Here is an 18,232-nt window from a genome sequence, read left to right on the forward strand (position 1 = left end):
GTTCGTGGCCAAGTACACCGACCCCGGCACGGGCCTGAGCACCACCAACGGCGGGGCCGTGAGCGGCGGCGGCACCGACATCGACGCGGGCCAGGGCGTGGCCGTGAGCAGCGCCGGGGGCGTGGCCAGCGTGTACGTGACGGGCTACTTCACCACCAGCGCCACCATCGCCGGCACGGCCCTGCCCCCCGCGGGCGGCCAAGACGTGTTCGTGGCCAAGTACACCGACCCCGGCACGGGCCTGAGCACCACCAACGGCGGGGCCGTGAGCGGCGGCGGCACCGGCACCGACGCGGGCCAGGGCGTGGCCGTGAGCAGCACCGGGGGCGTGGCCAGCGTGTACGTGACGGGCTACTTTCAAACCGCTGCCACCGTCGCCGGCACGGCCCTGACCGCCGCGGGCTTCCAGGACCTGTTCGTGGCCAAGTACACGGATAGCGGCACGGGCCTGAGCACCACCAACGGCGGGGCCGTGAGCGGCGGGGGCAGCGCCGGCTCCGACCAAAGCAACGGCGTGGCCGTGAGCAGCGCCGGGGGCGTGGTGAGCGTGTACGTGACGGGTTACTTCACCACCAGCGCCACCATCGCCGGCACGGCCCTGACCGCCGCGGGCGGCCAAGACGTGTTCGTGGCCAAGTACACCGACGCCGGTACGGGCCTGACGAACACCAACGGCGGGGCCGTGAGCGGCGGGGGCAGCGCCGGCTCCGACCAAAGCAACGGCGTGGCCGTGAGCAGCGCCGGGGGCGTGGCCAGCGTGTACGTGACGGGCTACTTTCGAACCGCTGCCACCGTCGCCGGCACGGCCCTGACCGGGGCGGGCGGCGCCGACCTGTTCGTGGCCAAGTACACGGATAGCGGCACAGGCCTGACGAGCACCAGCGGCGGGGCCGTGAGCGGCGGCGGTACGGGCAACGACTTTGGCTCCGGCGTGGCCATTGCAGGGCAGCAGGTGTACGTGGGGGGCTACATTACGCCTAGTGCCAGATTTGGCAGCACCACCCTGGCCAACCCGGCCGGCAGCAACACCAACGTGCTGACCCGCGTGACCGATGTCAGCCTCACGCCGCTCGCGCCCACCATCACCAGCTTCACGCCCCTGAGCGGGCCGGTGGGCACGGCCGTCACCATCACGGGCACCAACCTGGCCGGGGCCACGAGCGTGAGCTTCAACGGCACGGCGGCGGGCTTCGTGGTCAATTCGGCCACGCAGATTACGGCCACCGTGCCGGCCGGCGCCACCACGGGCGTGCTGGCGGTAACGACGCCGGGCGGCACGGCCACCTCGGCGGCCAGCTTCACGGTGATTTCCGTGCCCACCATCAGCAGCTTTACCCCCGCCAGCGGCCCCACCGGCACCACCGTGGCCCTGACCGGCACCAACCTGGGCAGCCCTAGCACCGTGCGCGTGAATGGCACGGCCGGCACGGTGCTGGGCACGCCCGCGGCCACGGCCACGGGCTTCAGCTTTACCGTCGGGGCGGGCAGCAGCACCGGGGCCGTCACGCTGGCCACGGCCGACGGGGTGGCCGCCTCCACGCTCACGCCCGTGCTGCGCCTGCAAGCCGCCGGCGGTAGCCCCGGCGACCGCAGCGTGTTCCTCGACCAGGTGGAGCTGCTCGACGCCAGCGGCGCGCTGGTGAGCGGCGGCATCGCCAACGGCAGCTTTGAAACCGGGGCCCCGGCCGGCGATTTCAGCAGCATGCCCACCACCGTCACGCCCTGGACCTTTGGCACTACTGCGGCCCTGCTCACCCCGGCCAGTGCCTATGCCCCCCCGGCCCCGCCCGACGGCACTGCCCACGTGGCCTTGTTCCAGGGGGTTGGCCCTTACGTGGAGCAGGCCCTGAGCCTGGCCGCTGGCACCTACCGCGTGCGCTTCCAGGTGGCCCAGCGCCAGTGCTGCAACGGCGGCCCCTACGACCTGGGCGTGCAGGTGTTGATTAACGGCGTGGCGCTGGGCGCGACGCTGACCAATACCAGCGCGGGCTACGTGCAGCTGGTGTCGGCGCCGTTCTCGGTGTCGAGCGCCGGCGTGTTTACGGTCATCACCGCGCCCATCCTCACGGCCGTGGTCCCCAACCCCGGCGGGCTGGGCCAGGCCATCACCCTGACGGGCGCTAACCTGACCAACCCCACGACTCTCACCATCAACGGGGCCAACGCCCTGGCCAACATCCTCAGCAACTCCGGCACCGTGCTGGTGGTGCGTGTGCCCGTGACGGCGGCCGCCAGCGGCAACGTGAGCATCACCACGGCCAACGGCACGGCCACCGCGGCCTTCACCGTGATGGCGCCCCCCGGCAACGCCCTGGCCTTCGACGGCGCGAACGACCATGTAGTGCTGCCCAGCGGCCTGAACACGGCCAGCTTCACCTTCGAAGCCTGGGTGAACTACCAGGACAACGGCACCTGGGCGCGCGTTTTCGACTTCGGCACCACCACCAACAACTGGATGCTGCTGGGTCCCAAAGCCGGCGTGGGCTACACGGCCGGGTCCGTGGGCAACATCTTCTTCAGCCTGAAGAAGGCCGGCGTCAGCGACCAGACCATCTTCACCAGCACGCCCATGCCCGCCGGCCGCTGGCACCACCTGGCCGTGACGCTGGCCACGGCCGGCGCCGTTACCAGCGGCACCATCTACCTCGACGGGGTGGCCATCGGCACCAACCCCGCCATGACCCTGGCCCCCACCGTGCTCGGCACGCTGACATACAGCTGGCTGGGCCGCTCGGCCAACGGCGACCCATTCCTGAAAGGCTCGATGGACGAGGTGCGCGTCTGGAACACGGCCCGTACGGCCGCCGAGGTGCGGGCCGACATGCTGGCCCCGGCCACTGCGCCCTTCCCGGCCGGCCTGCTCTTCTACCTGAACATGGACCAGGGCACGCCCGCCACGACCAGCACCGGCGACAACACCGGCTTGACCACGCTCTACGACCTGGTGAGTGCTGCGCCCGCTGCGCTCACCAACTTCACTCTGGCCAGCGGCAACACCACGTCGAACTACGTGCAGAGCTACGCCATGGTCGTGCCCGTTGTCACCGGCTCCACGGCCCGCAGCGCCACGGGCTTCACCGTGAACTGGACGGCCCCGGCCATCGGCACGGCCACGAGCTACCTGCTCGACGTGTCGACCACGCCCGACTTTGCCGCGCCCATCGCCGGCTCGCCCTTCGCCACCACGGCCACGAGCTACGCCCTCACGGGCCTGAACGCCAGCAGCGCTTACTACTACCGCGTGCGGGCCCTCAATAGCGCCCTGGTCCAGCCCGACCAGGGAACCTATTCCAACGTGGTGGGCCAGACCACCCCGCTGCCCGTGGAGCTGACTGCCTTCACCGCCACGCTGGTAGACCGTGCCGCCGTGCGCTTGGCCTGGGCCACGGCCTCGGAAAAAAACAGCGCCCGCTTCGAGGTGGAGCGCAGCACCGACGGCGTGGCGTTTGGCCGCATCGGCACGGTGGCCGCCGCCGGTAGCAGCAGCAGCGCCCGCCGCTACGAGTGGCTGGACGCGAAGCTGCCCGGCGGCGCGGTCACGCTCTACTACCGCCTGCGGCAAGTGGACCTGGACGGCACGTTCAGTCACTCGCCCGTGCGCACGGTGGGCCTGGCCGGCGCGGCCGAAGGGCTGGCCCTGTACCCCAACCCGGCCCCCGGCGGCGCGGCCACCCTGGCCGGGCTGGCCCCCGGCACGGCCGTGGCGGTGTACGACGCGCTGGGCCGCCCGGTGGCCTCTGCCACGGCCGATGCTTCGGGCACGGCGGCGCTGGTGCTGCCGGCCGGGCTGCCGGTGGGCGTGTACGTGGTGCGCGCCGGCACCCGCGCCATCAGGCTGACGGTGGAGTAAGCCGGGCCCTCCTTCACAAGCAGCCTTAAAGCGGCCGTCGTCCCCTGGGGCGGCGGCCGCTTTGGCGTTGGGCCGCAACAGAGAATCTTGCTATTATGCTACATCCTGGGATTCAGGGGTAGCTTTGCGGCATAGTTCTGTTACCCTGCGTTTGGGGCCGTCGTTCTGACCAGGGCGGGGGTGCGGCATTCTTCTCTCAGCTTTTCATCGATGCCTATGCCGTTTTTTACTTCTGAGCTCTGGACAGGGCCGTTAACTTCTTGGGCCGTTGGCCCCGCCGCCCGGGCTCTGCGTGGGGCCGTAGCCGGGCTGCTGCTCCTGAATGGGGCCTGCAGCCGCCCCCACGCGCCCGTGGCCGGCGCGGCCCCGGCAGGTCCGGCGGCTCCGGCTATGCTCACCCACCGGGCCGCCCCCGTGCCCGCCGACACCAGCCGCGGCGCCCTGCCCGGCATCCTGGCCGACGTGCGCCGCCGCTCGTTCTTTTTCGCCCCCACCAAGGCCGCCGGCCTGGCGGCCGACAACTACCGCCAATGCCTGGGCGCCCGGCTGAGCGCCGGCAGCTACACCGTGGCCGCCCGCACCACCGACGGCACCGCCCCGGCCTGGCAGGTGCGCTTCGCGCTGCGTGGCATTGGCCGTAGCGGGGCGCTGGCCCTGCGGCCGGCTGCCGACACCGTGGCCCGGCCCGCTGTGGCCGATGGCCACGCCACCTACCAGCAGCCCGGCTTTGCCGTGGACTACGACAACACCGAGGCCGGCGTGCGCCAGACCTTCCGGCTGGCAGCGCGGCCGGCGGGCCAGGGTCCGGTGCAGGTACAACTGGCCGTGGCCACCGCCCTGCACCCCCGGCTGGCCGGCGATTCGGCCGTGGTGTTCAGCCCGGGCCGGAGCAATGCCCCGGTGCTGCGCTACGCCAGCCTGCGGGCCTGGGACGCCGCCGGCCACGTGCTGCCGGCCACCATACGCCTCGCGGCTGACAGCCAAGCCTTGGCCCTGGTGGTGGACGACGCCAATGCCACTTACCCCGTCACCATCGACCCGCTGGCCAGCACGGCCGGCACCACCGTCACCGGCCAGAACGTGGGCGACGCCTATGCCACCAGCGTGGCGATGGTGGGCGACCTCAACGCCGACGGCTACGGCGACCTGGCCGTGGGCGCGCCCGGCTACAGCGGCGGGACCGGGGCGGTGTACGTGTACCAGGGCAGCAGCACGGGCCTGCAGACTACGAGCATCTTCACCATCAACGGCGACCCGGGCACCAACTTTGGCACCAGCGTGGCCGGCGCGGGCGACTTCAACGGCGACGGCTACGGCGACTTGCTGATTGGGGCGCCGGGCTTTGTGACCAGCGGCACGGCCTACGGGGCCGCGTTCCTCTTCGCGGGCAGCGCCAATTTCTTCACCAATTCCAATCTCACCCGCGTGGGCACCACGGGCTTTCCCAACTCGCGCGGCGGGACGACCGTGGCCGGGGTGGGCGACTACGACGGCGACGGCTTTGACGATTTTGCCTACGGCGGCCCGGACTACGACGCCGCGGGCTTCACGGATACGGGCTCCATCATCGTCGTCTTCGGCAACGCCGGACTCGGCATGGGCAGCATCACTTACATGAACGGCGCGGCCGCCGGCTACAAGCTGGGCGCCAGCCTGAGCGGACTGGGCGACACCAACGGCGACGGCTACGCCGACCTGGTCGCGGGCGCACCCGGGGTCAGGTCGGCTTTGGTGGTGCGGGGAAGCACGGCCCGGACCATTACCGGCGCCAACGCCTTTTACCTCACGCCCACCACCGGCACCAGCGCCGGCACCAGCGTGGCCGGCCCCGGCGACGTGAACGGCGACGGCTACGCCGACGTGCTGCTGGGCGCCCCGGGCGACGGCCCCACGGGCACGGTGTACCTGTTCCTGGGCAGCACCACGCTGGCGGGCACTTCCAACGAGACGGCGGCCTTCACCACGGACCAGCCCGGTGGAAGGTTCGGAGCGGCCGTGAGCGGGGCCGGCGACATCAACGGCGACGGCTACGCCGACTTCGCGGCGGGCGCCCCCGGGGTCGGCGCCAACAAGGGCCGGGTGTACATAACCCTGGGCACGGCCACCATCAGCAACGTCACCAACATGCCCCAGGTTATCGAGGGCGAAACGGCCGGCGACCAGTTTGGCAGCAGCCTGGCCGGGGGCGACGCCAACGGCGACGGCTACGGCGACGTGCTGGTGGGCGCCCCGGCCTACAGCAGCGGCAGGGGCCGGACCTACGCCTACTACGGCAGTCCGGCCGCGCTGGTCGCCGCGCCCACTGCCACCCTCGCCGAACCCGGCGCGGCGCCGGGCAACTATTTTGGCGTGAGCACGGCCAGCGCCGGCGACGTGAACGCCGATGGCTACGCCGACGTACTGGTGGGCGCCTACCTGGCCGACAATGGCAAAGGCCGCGCTTACCTCTACCTGGGCAGCAGCACCGGCCTGGCCGCCACCCCCACCGCCCTGGCCGGCCCCAGCCTGGGCAACAACAGCTACTTCGGCTACAGCCTGGCCGGCGCGGGTGATGTGAACGGCGACGGCTACGCCGACGTGCTGGTGGGCGCTTTCCGCGCCAATGGCGGCGCGGGCCGCGCCTACCTTTACCTGGGCAGCAGCACCGGCCTGGCCACCACCCCCACCACCTTCACCGAGCCCACCTCGGCCCCCAACAACGGTTTTGGCAATAGCCTAGCCGGGGCGGGCGACGTGAACGGCGACGGCTACAGCGACGTGCTCATCGGGGCTTATTTTGGCGGCAGCGGCCAGGGCCGGGCCTATTTCTACCTGGGCAGCAGCACCGGCCCGGCCACCCCCGTGGCCATCAGCGAGCCCACCCCAGCCAGTGGCAACAACTTTGGCGGGAGCCTGGCCGGCGCCGGCGACGTGAACGGCGACGGCTTTGCCGACGTGCTGGTGGGTGCCAAAGGCTCTGGCGGCCAGGGCCGGGCCTACTTGTACCGGGGCAGCCGCAACGGGCTGGTGTTCCCGGCCAGCGCCACCCTCGCCGAGCCCACCCCGGTCAGCGGCAGCAACTTTGGCGGGAGCCTGGCCAGCGCGGGCGACGTGAACGCCGATGGCTACGCCGACGTGCTGGTGGGCGCCCAGGGCCCCGACGCGGGCACCGGTCAGGGCCGGGCTTATTTCTACCTGGGCAGCAGCACTGGGCTAGCCACCCCCACGGCCACGCTCGCCGAGCCCGGCGCTATTAACGGCAACAACTTTGGCGGAAGCTTGGCCAGTGCCGGCGACGTGAACGGCGACGGCTACAGCGACGTGCTGGTGGGCGCCCCCGGCGCCCTCAGCAGCAGCCAGGGCCGGGCCTATGCCTACCTGGGCAGCAGCACGGGCCTGGCCACGGTGCCCAGCACCCTCACCGAGCCCGGCGCCGCCACCGGCACCAGCTTTGGCGTGAGCGTGGCCGGGGCGGGCGACGTGGACGGCGACGGCTACAGCGATGTAATGATGGGGGCTCCCTTGGCCACCGGCCAGGGCCGGGCCTACTTCTGGCGCGGCAACCAGGGCGTGGCCCGCGCCGGGGCCTTGCGCCTCTACGACACCGACTACACCCCCATCAGCGCCAGCAACTACGGCAGCGCGCAGTTCGGCATTGGCCTGACGGCCCGCAACCCGGACGGCCGCATCCGGGCGCGGCTGGTGTGGGAAGTGGTGGGGCCGGGCACCCCCTTCTCGGGCACGCCCGCCATCACCGGCTCCACGGCTTCCTCCGGCCGGGGCGCCTGGACCAGCCTGCCCGCCAGCGGCCCGGCCTCCGAGCTGCGCGCCCTGGTGGCCAAGGCCGGCCGCGCCAGCCGGGTGCGCGCCCGCCTCGAATACGCCAGCTCGCCGCTGCCCGCCACCCCGCCCGCCAACGGCGTGGCCGGCACGGCCAGCCGCGTGCGCTACGGCCCCTGGACCTACGTGGCCGGCCAGCAGCAGGGCCTCAGCGCCGGTGCCGCCACGCCCCTGCCGGTGACGCTCTCGGCCTTCACCGCCACGCTGGTTGACCCGGCCGCCGTGCGCCTGGCCTGGGCCACGGCCACGGAGAAAAACAGTGCTTCGTTTGAAGTGGAGCGCAGCCTCGACGGGGAGCGGTTCACGGCCATTGGCACGGTGGCTGCCGCCGGCAGCAGCGCCACCGCCCACCGCTACGCGCTGCTCGACGCCAACCCGCCCAGACACCAAGCCACGCTCTACTACCGCCTGCGGCTGGTGGACCTCGACGGCACGTTCGCCTACTCGCCCGTGCGCACGGTGGCCCTGGCCGCCCAAGCCGGCTTGGCCCTGTTTCCCAACCCGGCCACCGGCGCGGCCACCCTCAGCGGTGCCGCGCCCGGCACCGTGGTGCGCGTCTTCGACGGCCTGGGCCGCGAGGTGACTTCGGCCACGGCCGACGCCACGGGCACCGCCGCGCTGGTGCTGCCCGCGGGCTTGGCCGGCGGGGTGTACGTGGTGCGCGCCGGGAGCAAGGCCGTGCGGTTGACGGTGGAGTAAGCACCGAACACCAGATACGCAAAAGGGGCGGGCCACACGGCTCGCCCCTTTTTTGTTGCCTGCACCAGCTGCCCCTAGGGCCGCCCCAGGAACGCCAGTACGGCGGCATTGAACACGGCCGGTTTTTCCTGCGGGGCGTAGTGCGTGAGGCCGGGCAGAATCTGTACCTGCCCATGCGGCAGGCTGCTGGCAATGAGCCGGGTGTGCACTTCTTTGATGAGGTCCTTCTCGCCGGCCAGCACCAGCGTGGGCGCGGCAATGCCGGCCAGGTCGGCGGCCTTCATTTGCGGGTATTTGCCCAGCAGCACCATCAGGGGGCGCACTTTGCGGGCCTGCTTGTTGAAGGGGTAGAGCAGGGTGGTGAGCTGTTTGCCCTGGCGCACTTCCTTCAGGGTGGCGGCGGTCACGGCGGTGGTGTCGGCCCAGAGGTTGGCGCCCATGGTCACCAGCTTTTTCACTTGCTGCGGGTGGTGCAGGGCCAGGCTCAGGCCGGTGTTGCCGCCGTCGCTCCAGCCCACCACGTGCGCGGCCGGGATGAGCAGGGCCGTAAGCAGGGCGCTCATGTCCTCGGCAAAAAGGTCGTAGCTCAACTCCTGGCCGTTGGTGGTGGACTGGCCCTGGGCGCGGGTATCCACGGCGATGACCTGGTAGTGCCGGGCCAGCTCCGGAATCTGGTTGTTGAAGGCCGCGATGGACTGGCCGTTGCCGTGGAGCAGCAGCAGGGGCTCGCCCGTGCCGTAGTTTTCGTAATAAATCTTGATGCCGTTGACGGCGACGGTGTGCCCGGCGCGGGCGTTTTTGCCGTACTGCACCACCTCCCGGGCGCTGATTTCGAGGTAGCGGTTGCCGGGCTGGGCGGTGTCATCGGCCGCGGTGCGGTAGCCGAAGGCGGCCACCCGCGCGATGGGCCGCCAGCCGTTGGGGAAGCCGCTGGCGCTGTCGGCGCGGGCGGCGCTGAAGTCGCCGTTGACGAGCGGCACGGGCTGCCAGTGGCCTTTGGCGGTTTCCACTTCCACGGCAAAGTCATCGAAGCCGAAGGTGCCGTTTAAATACACCTGCCCGCAAAGGGTGAGCGTGGCGGCCGTGGCCGGCAGGCGCCCGCTGCTGCGGTAGCTGCGCCAGAGGCCGTCGCGGCGCCGGGCGCGCATCCGGCCAAACTCGGTGCCGGGGCTTTTCACGTACTTTCCCTGCGTGCTTAGCACCACGGCAAACACGTTGGCGTCGGCGCTGTCGCCGGCCGCGGCCGTCACTTTCATTCGGCCCGACACCCGATAGGGCTTGCCGGCGAAGGCCCGGACGTCGACCTTCTGGCGGAAGTAGAAGGCGGGGCTGACGGTGGTTTTCAGCTGGCTTTGGGCCAGCGAGGACAGGGAAATTCCCAGCAATGCCAGGAGGCAGACGAAGCGCATGACGCAGAATAAAAGAGGAGTGAGCACGGGTAGGATACCCAAAGCGGCCGCCGGGTTGCCCCGGCGGCCGCTTTTCGGTCGGAGTTATGTCGACGCCGTTTAGTCGATGTAAAGCACCTGCGTCATGGTCTGGCCTACGGCTTTCAGGGTCTTGCGGTCGATGATGCTCATGTTGTCGGTGGTGGCGTGGTGGTAGGCGGGAAAGTAGTCGTCGCCGTAGCTGGGGTGGTCGTAAATATCCAGCGTGGGGATGCCGGCCTTGTTCGTGTACACGTGGTCGTCGGTGATGCCGCCGGTGTCCTGGAAGCGGAAGAAATCGGAGTAGCCCAGGGTAGCGGCGGTGTTCCAGATTTTGTCGAGCGGGCCGCGGGCGTTGGTGCGCGAGGTTTCTTCGCGGGTGAAGCTGCCGCCCTTGGCGCCCACCATGTCGAGCAGCACGCCGTACTCGGCCTTGTAGTTGGCTGGCAGCAAGTTCTTGGCCCAGTACTGCGAGCCCAGGCACCAGGAGTCGGTGCCGCTGCCGTCGAGTTGGTTTTTCAACTCTTGCTGGGTCACGTCGTCGTGGCCCCAGTCTTCGGCGTCGAAGAAAATGAAGTCGACGCCCACGTTGGGCGCCAGCGAATCGGGCTGCTGCGCGAGCACGCGGGCCATTTCCAGGGCCACGGCCACGGCGCTGGCCCCATCGGAGGCGCCGTCCATGGGCTTGTTTTTCTTGGCGGGGTCCTTGTCGGCGTCGGCAAAAGGCCGGGTGTCCCAGTGGCCGAAGATGGCCACGCGCCGCGCCGCCGTGGGCTGGTACTGGGCAATGATGTTGCGGGCGTGGATGTTGGTGCCGTCAAACGTCATCGCGTCAAACGGCTGTTGCATCACCTTCAGGCCGTAGCCCTTGAGCTTGGCCACCAGCCAGTCGCCGCAGGCAATATGCGCCTTGGAGTTGGGCACGCGCGGCCCGAAGCTCACCTGCTGGGCCGTGAAGGCGTAGGCCGAGTCGGCGTTGAACACCGGCGCCTTGGGCAGCTTGGGCGCCGCGGGGGTGCCGGTGGTGGCCGTTTCGGTGGTTTTGGTCTTGTCCGGGCAGCCGGTGAGGACGAGCAGGCCAGCCAGCGCGGCCAGGGGAAGGCGAAGGGTGCGGAAGTTCATATTCTTTACTGTCATCCTGAGCGCAGCGAAGGACCTTCTCACTACTGCGCCACTACTATTTACTGCAAGTTGTTCAACGGTGAGAAGGCCCTTCGCCTCTGCTTTCGCAGAATGCTCAGGATGACAGACGGTTTTGGCTGTCCTTACTCCTCGCTGTAGGCCCACTCCACGCCGGCCTTGGTGTCTTTTATCACGATGCCCTGGCCTTTGAGGGCGGCCCGAATCTGGTCGACCTTGTCGTAGGCTTTGTCGGCTTTGGCTTCGGAATAAAACCCCAACGTGAGGTCGAGGAGCTGCTCGGCGTTGGCGCGGGGCTCGTCGCGCAGGCCCAGCACGTCCTGCACAAAGGTGCGGTAGGTGCCAGCGGCTTGCGCCAGAGCCTCGGCGCCTACCTCAGCCAGCGCGGCCGGAGTTGAAGCCAGCGTGTTGAAGCGCTTGAGCAAGTCGAACAGCGCGGCCAGGGCGCGCGGCGTGTTCAGGTCGTCGTTCAGGAATTCGGCGGGCTTGGCGGCCAGGGCCAGCAGTTGCTGGGCGGCCGTTTCCAAAACTTCTCCCGTTGCCTCGATGGCCGCGAGCTTGTCCAGCAGGCGCAGGCCGTTCATCAGCTTGCGGTAGCCTTTGCGGGCGGCTTGCAGGGCGTCGTCGCTCACGTCCACGGGGCTCCGGTAGTGGGCTTGCAGCAGGAAGAAGCGCACCACCATGGGCGAGTAGCCGAAGGCCAGCGGCCCGGTGGGGCCCTGGAACATATCGCCCAGCAGCACGAAGTTGCCCAGGCTCTTGCTCATCTTGGTGCCGTTCACGGTTATCATGTTGTTGTGCACCCAGAAGCGCGCCTCGTCGGTGTGGGCGTGGCTGCCCTGGCTCTGCGCAATCTCGCACTCGTGGTGCGGAAACATGAGGTCGAGGCCGCCGCCGTGGATGTCGCTGAGCTTGCCCAGGTACTTACGGCTCATGGCCGAGCACTCCAGGTGCCAGCCGGGGAAGCCTTCGCCCCAGGGCGAGGGCCAGCGCATGATGTGCTCGGGCGCGGCCTTTTTCCAGAGGGCAAAATCCAGCGGGCTGCGCTTCTCGCTCTGGCCCTCCAGGTTGGCGCGGGTGCCGGCCAGTTGGTCCTCGATGCTGCGGTTCGAGAGCTTGCCGTAGCGCTCGTGCTCGTTGTAGCGGGGCACGTCGAAATACACCGAGCCGTTCACCTCGTAGGCCAGGCCGTTGGCGATGATTTCCTCGATGACCTGAATCTGCTCGATGATGTGGCCGCTGGCCTGGGGCTCGATGTCGGGCGGCAGGCAGCCAAGGGCCAGCATGTGCTGGCGGTAGCGGTTGGTGTAGTGCTGGGCCACCTGCATAGGCTCAATGCGGGCCGCGCGGGCGGCTTTTTCCATCTTGTCCTCGCCGGCGTCGGCGTCGCTTTCGAGGTGGCCCACGTCGGTGATGTTGCGCACGTAGCGCACCTGGTGGCCCAGGTGGCGCAGGTAGCGCGTGAGCACGTCAAACACCACCGGCCCGCGGGCGTTGCCGAGGTGGGCCTCGCTGTACACGGTGGGGCCGCACAGGTACACGCCTACCTGGGGCGGGTGCACGGGCTGGAATTCTTCTTTGCGGCGGGAAAGCGTGTTATAGAGCGAGAGCGGCATGAGAATCAGTTAACAGTTATCAGTGAGCAGCTAACAGTTGTCGAAAAATCAGTGAAACAGCACTGACAACTGCTCACTGATAACTGTTAACTGTAGTTATGCGCGGCCACTGGACCGCAGGATGGAATAAAGAATACGACAAAGTTGCTGACAATCGTCGTGAAGCGACAGAAACAACTTTTCTTCAATGTACCCAGACGCCTGCAACAGCCGAAGCCAATAGCTTGTCTCACGAGCTTCTTTGTAGGCAATGAAAATTTTACTAGAGAAATCCGCAGTTGAAATGGCCCCGGTGGCTTCTTCGGCATTCGCCCCTATCGACGTGGCGCTACGCACCAACTGCTTTGAGACAATAAACTCCCGCTCATTGGTTTGCAGATGCCGATGGAATTTCATCATCCGCACGGCGAAAGCAAACGATTTTTGCAGCAATGGCCCGGCTTCGTATTCTGGCGTCTCCATAGCCAAAACTACTCGGTTATCAGTGAACGGTTAGCAGCGAGCAGTGAGCAATGATGGAGATGGTTCTTTCGTAACTGTTCACTGATAACTGTTTACTGATAACTGATAAAGCCCTTCCACCGGGAAATGGTCGCTCCATTTGATTTCGCGGTGCACCTGGCAGCCCAGCACCTGCCACTGCGAGCCGGCAAACTGCTGGTCGATGCGCAGCAGGGGCAGGCGGCCATTATACGTGGCGCCGACGCCCAGGCCGGCGGTGGCCCAGGCGTTCTGCAGGTGGTCGGCCAGCTGGTCGTAGGCGTAGGAATAGGGCAGGTCGTTGAGGTCGCCGGCCAGCAGCACGGGGTAGGGCGAGCGGGCCAGGCGGGCCAGCACGGTATCTACCTGCGTGCCGCGGGCCACCGCGCCGTTGCGGAAGCGGCGCAGCAGGTTAGGAGCCTTCTGGCGGAGGCCGGCGCGGCTGCCGGTGGCGGCCGCAATGTCGGCGTCGGCCATGCTCATGCTTTGCAGGTGCAGGTTGAACACGCGAATGGTGTCGGGGCGGCCGCGGCCGGTGCGGGCGGCGGGGCGGGCCACGTCGGCCCACATGGCGTGGTTCTGCGAGAGCTTGCCGAAGGAAATGGTGCCCCGCCGCACGATGGGAAAGCGTGAGAAAATGGCCATCCCGAACTCGGACCCGTAGGGGTTGGTGAGCGTGACGGACACGAAGGAATGGCGGCCGCTGCCCCGCCCGAGGTATTCTTCGGTCCGGAAAATGTCTTTGTCGTTGCGCGAGCCGCGGGGCTCATTATAAAACTCCTGCAGGCAGAGCACGTCGGCCGGGCTGGCCGCCAGCCAGCGAATAAAGCCCGTGGACGAGGCCATGTCGGGGTCGCGCAGCTGCGAATACACGTTGAAGATGCGCACGTTGGCCGACAGCACCGATACTTCGTGCGGGTGCACCTCATAGAATTGTGAGGCCGGCACCGGCGCTTTCGGCAAGACGGCGTTGCGCTTGCCCACCGTGCCCGTAGCGGGCGGCAGCCGGTTGGCCCGGGGCAGGTGCAGGGCCAGCCCGCGCTGCAGGTGCGGCCACGTGAGGCCCAGCGCCAGCAGCGGCAGCAGCGCCACCCGCCAGTTGCGCCGCAGCCAGTACAAGGCCAGCAGCGCCGTGCACACCAGCGCTACCGGCGTGGTGAGCGCCCCAAACAGCACCGGCCAGAATGCCCCCACGGGCACCTGCTGGCAGGCAATGGCCAGCAACAGCCAGCCCAGGGTAAGCAACGTTAGTTTGAAAGCGAAAGAGCGGCGCACGGCACGGGCAAACGGGCCCGCAAAGGTAGCGGCCCGGCCGCTGGTTTCGGGTGTCCGCTCTGTCAGCCGTCCTGTCATCCTGAGCGCAGCGAAGGACCTTCTCACGTTAGAACAGCAGATAATTACTGCGAGCTGTTCGACGATGAGAAGGTTCTTCGCTGCGCTCAGGATGACAAGCGTGATGGGCTGCGCGGAATCCCGGGCAACCTTGCACGAATTTTGCGCCAGCGTGGTTCCGGCTACAACCCGGCCTGTGCCCCCGGATGGGCCACGCGCTGCTGTTGGCCACCCCCTTACCGTTTTCTGCCTCTGGCGCTTGTATGCCTCTACTTTTCCGCGTTGCTGGCCGGCCCTTGTGGGCAATGCTCCTGTTCTTTGTTGCGTTGCTGCTCGGCGGCCGGCCGGCCCGGGCTACGGGCGGCGAGCCTGCCGCACCCAGCCTGGAGTTCATCCAAAACAAAGGCCAGTGGGAAAGCCCGGTGCGCTACGAAGCGACCCTGCCTTCGGGCCGGCTGTTTGTGCTGCGCAACGCCCTCACCTACGCCTTCGTGGACCCCGCCCTGCTGCGCCACCACCGCGAAGCCGCCGGCGCCGGCCCCACGGCGCCCATCGGCCCACTGACCCGTGCCGCGGCCCACGCCTACACTGTGCATTTTGAGAAAGCCAGCGGCCGCGTGCGGCTGACCTCGGAAGCACCCACGGCCGGCGAGCGCCACTACTTTGTGGGTGCCGACCCCAAACACTGGGCCAGCCGGGTACCCGCGTTTCGGCGGCTGCGCTACGAGCAGCTCTGGCCGGGCATCGACCTGACGCTGTACGAAAACGCCGGCCAGCGCCTGGAATACGACGTGCTGCTGGCCCCCGGCGCCAACCCCGCCCGCGTGGCCCTGCGCTACGACGGCGCCAGCAGCCTGCGCCTGGACGCGGCCGGCAACCTGGTGGTGAAAACCTCCGTGGCCACCACCACCGAGGGCGCCCCGCAGGCCTGGCAAACCACTGCCGCCGGCCAGCTCAAGGCCGTGCCCTGCCGCTTCGTGCTGGCGGGCAGCACCGTCTCGTTTGCGCTGGGCGCCTACGACCGTAGCCGGGCCCTCACCATCGACCCCACCGTGCAGTTCTCGACCCTAACCGGCTCGACGGCCGACAACTGGGGCTTCACGGCCACCTACGACGCCGCCGGCAACCTGTACTCGGGCGGCATTGTGTTCGGGCTGGGCTACCCCGCCACCACCGGCGCTTACCAAGTCAGTTTCAGCAGCCTCGAAGACATGGCGCTTATCAAGTACAACACCGGCACATCGGGCTCGGCGGCGCGGGTGTGGGCCACCTACCTGGGCGGCAACAACGCCGACTTTCCGCACAGCCTGGTGGTGAACGCGCAAAACGAGCTGGTGATGCTCGGCAGCACTTCTTCTACCGACTTTCCCACCACCAACGGGGCCGCGCAACGCGCTTTTGGCGGCGGCACGCCGGTCGCGCCCTTTGGCAACAGCGACCCGCCCTACGTGATGCCCAACGGCTCGGACCTGGTGGTGACGCGCCTGAGCGCCGACGGACGGGCGCTGCAAGCCAGCACTTACCTGGGCGGCTCCGGCAACGACGGCGTGGTGTCTTCCGGCCTGTGGGCCAACTACGGCGACGCTTTCCGCAGCGACGCGCTGCTCGACGGGGCGGGCAATGTGTACGTGGCCTCCTGCACCAATTCCGTCGATTTTCCGGGCCGCGCGCTGGGTTTCAGCCCCGCGATGCACGGCGGGGGCGGGCCCGATGCCCTGGTGTGCAAGCTGAACCCGGCGCTGTCGGCGGTGCTGTGGGCCGGCTACCTCGGCGACGCTGGGGACGACGCGGCTTACTCCATCCAGCGCGATGCCCAGGGGCGTATCTACGTGTGCGGCGGCACGTCGTCGCCCAGCTTCCCGGTCACGGCCCGCGCCTACCTCGGCATCGCCCCCACGCCCGGCAGCTCGTCGTATCAGGATGCAGTCAACGGCTTTGTGGCGCGCATCAGCTCCGACGGCCGCGCCCTGGAGCGGGCCACGTTCGTGGGCACCGATTTCTACGACCAGGCGCAGTTTTTGCAGCTTGACGCGGCGGGCAACGCCTATTTGTTTGGCCAAACGATGGGCGAATACCCCATGACGCCGGGCCTGTACGGCCAGGCCGGCGGCCCGCAGTTCATTCAAAAGCTGAACCCCGACCTCACAGGCAGCTTCTACAGCACCGCGTTTGGCGTGCGGGGCAATGGCGCCCCCAATGGCCCCAACCTGGTGCCCACGGCGTTTTTGGTCGACGACTGCGAGCGGGTGTACGTGAGCGGCTGGGGCGGGCTCGACAACGGCGGCTACCTGGGCGGCACCACCCGGGGGCTGGCCACGAGTTCCAATGCCTTACAAAAAACCACCGACGGCTCGGACTTTTACCTGGCCGAGTTTGCCGCCGGCATGACCGGCCTGGAGTACGCCACCTTCTTTGGCGAGGTGGGCGGGGCCGGCGAGCACGTGGACGGCGGCACGTCGCGCTTCGACAAGCGCGGCATCGTGTACCAGGCGGTGTGCGCTAGCTGCCGGGGCACCCAGGGCTTTCCGGCGCCGGCCGGCGCGGGCACCTTCACCACCCGCAACGGCAGCTCGAACTGCAACAACGGGGCGTTCAAAATGACGTTTGACGTGATAACGGCCGACCCCGGCCCCCGCCGCTTCGTGTGCTTGGACAACGGCCCCGTGACGCTGGCCGGCGCGCCAGCGGGCGGCACCTGGAGCGGCCAGGGCGTGACGGGCGCGGCCGGCGGCTACCGCTTCGTGCCCGCCGCGGTGGGCCCCGGCCAGTACAACCTCACCTACACCGTGGCGTCGACGGGCACTTGCGTGAGCACCCGCAGCGTGCGCTACGTGGTGGCGCCGCCCATCGCGCCCGTCATCAGCCCGGTGCCGCCGCAGTGCACCACCGGCACCGGCGCGGCCCTCACGGCTTCGGTGCCCGGCGGCACCTGGAGCGGGCCGGGCGTGTCGGGCAGCATCTTTCTGCCGGCGGTGGCGGGCGTGGGCACCCACACCATCAGCTACACGGTGGCGGACTCGCTGGGCTGCGGCGTGGGCACCCGCCAGATAGTGGTGACCAAGCCGCCCACCGTGACGCCCGGCCCGGACACCACCCTGTGCGCCGACCTGCGCCAGCCCTTCCAGCTGCGCGGCTACGCGCCGGCCGGCGGCGTGTGGAGCGGCACGGGCGTCACGGCCGGCGGCTTTTTCACGCCCCCGAACACCAACAACCGGGGCGGCGTCTTCGTCCTCACCTACACCGTGACGGAGGGCCCCTGCCAGGCTTCGGCCACGCGCACGGTGGTGGTGGCCCCCACTTCCAGCCAGAACGTGGACCTGAACCTGCCGGTGTGCGAGGTGCTGCCGCGCTACATCGGCCTGGCCCCGTTCGCGTGCCGGCTCTCGCCGGTGCTGCTGGCGCCCAAGGCCACGTATCTGTGGGATTTCGGCGACGGCACTCCCGCCAGCACCGACGCCGAGCCCACCCACGTGTACCTCAAGCCGGGCTACTACCGCGTGCAGCTGCAGGCCCGCTACGGCAACTGCGAGGTGCTTACGGGCTTCGCGCCGGTGGAAGTCGGCGACGTGTTCGTGCCCAACATCATTACGCCCAACGGCGACGACCAGAACCAAACCTTCCGGCCGCGCATTGGCTGCAAGCCGGCTTCGCTGGAAGTGTATTCGCGCTGGGGCCAGCGCGTGTACCAAACCGATGAGTACCACAACAACTGGGACGCCACCGGTCTGCCCGACGGCATTTATTACTACCTGCTGCGCGACGCCGACGGCCACCGCGTGAAAGGCTGGGTGGAAGTGCGCCGCTAGCCCGTGCGCAGGCACGTCCTTGGGTTCGGCCGCTCCGTAGTGCATCGGGGCGGCCGAACCTTT

Annotated in this window: 8 protein-coding genes; 3 read left to right on the plus strand and 5 right to left on the minus strand. The window is 68.9% G+C overall.

Features of this window, described 5'->3' with window-relative positions:
* Window positions 1-3,850 (plus strand): LamG-like jellyroll fold domain-containing protein (locus I2H31_RS19065; protein ID WP_196294655.1); only part of this gene is annotated, 3,850 nt, incomplete at its 5' end.
* Window positions 3,851-4,240: 390 nt separating this feature from the next.
* Entirely contained in the window at window positions 4,241-8,368 is a 4,128-nt protein-coding gene (locus I2H31_RS19070; protein WP_196294656.1) for a beta strand repeat-containing protein, read from the plus strand.
* A 74-nt stretch (window positions 8,369-8,442) separates the two neighbouring features.
* Here I2H31_RS19070 and I2H31_RS19075 read toward each other — a convergent pair whose 3' ends face one another.
* The 5 genes from I2H31_RS19075 to I2H31_RS25520 form a co-directional block, all read right to left on the minus strand.
* Window positions 8,443-9,777: an alpha/beta fold hydrolase gene (locus tag I2H31_RS19075; RefSeq protein WP_196294657.1), complete on the minus strand. Its 1,335-nt coding sequence runs from the start codon at window positions 9,775-9,777 to the stop codon at window positions 8,443-8,445.
* 99 nt (window positions 9,778-9,876) lie between these two features.
* Window positions 9,877-10,932, minus strand: coding sequence for a M28 family peptidase (locus tag I2H31_RS19080; protein ID WP_230687933.1), 1,056 nt, complete (start codon window positions 10,930-10,932; stop codon window positions 9,877-9,879).
* A 128-nt stretch (window positions 10,933-11,060) separates the two neighbouring features.
* Window positions 11,061-12,551, minus strand: a complete 1,491-nt coding sequence (gene cysS, locus I2H31_RS19085) for a cysteine--tRNA ligase (protein WP_196294658.1) — start codon at window positions 12,549-12,551, stop codon at window positions 11,061-11,063.
* Window positions 12,552-12,647: 96 nt separating this feature from the next.
* Window positions 12,648-13,013: a four helix bundle protein gene (locus I2H31_RS19090; protein ID WP_196294659.1), complete on the minus strand. Its 366-nt coding sequence runs from the start codon at window positions 13,011-13,013 to the stop codon at window positions 12,648-12,650.
* A 78-nt stretch (window positions 13,014-13,091) separates the two neighbouring features.
* The gene (locus I2H31_RS25520) at window positions 13,092-14,306 is read right to left on the minus strand and encodes an endonuclease/exonuclease/phosphatase family protein (RefSeq protein ID WP_196294660.1); all 1,215 of its coding nucleotides are present in this window, start codon (window positions 14,304-14,306) and stop codon (window positions 13,092-13,094) included.
* 362 nt (window positions 14,307-14,668) lie between these two features.
* Between I2H31_RS25520 and I2H31_RS19100 the strand changes: the two genes are divergently transcribed.
* Window positions 14,669-18,169 carry a DUF7948 domain-containing protein gene (locus tag I2H31_RS19100; RefSeq protein WP_196294661.1) on the plus strand — a complete coding sequence of 1,167 codons (3,501 nt, stop codon included), beginning with the start codon at window positions 14,669-14,671 and terminating at the stop codon, window positions 18,167-18,169.
* The last annotated feature ends 63 nt before the right edge of the window (window positions 18,170-18,232 follow it).

The sequence above is a fragment of the Hymenobacter ruricola genome, assembly GCF_015694525.1.
GTDB lineage: Bacteria > Bacteroidota > Bacteroidia > Cytophagales > Hymenobacteraceae > Hymenobacter > Hymenobacter ruricola.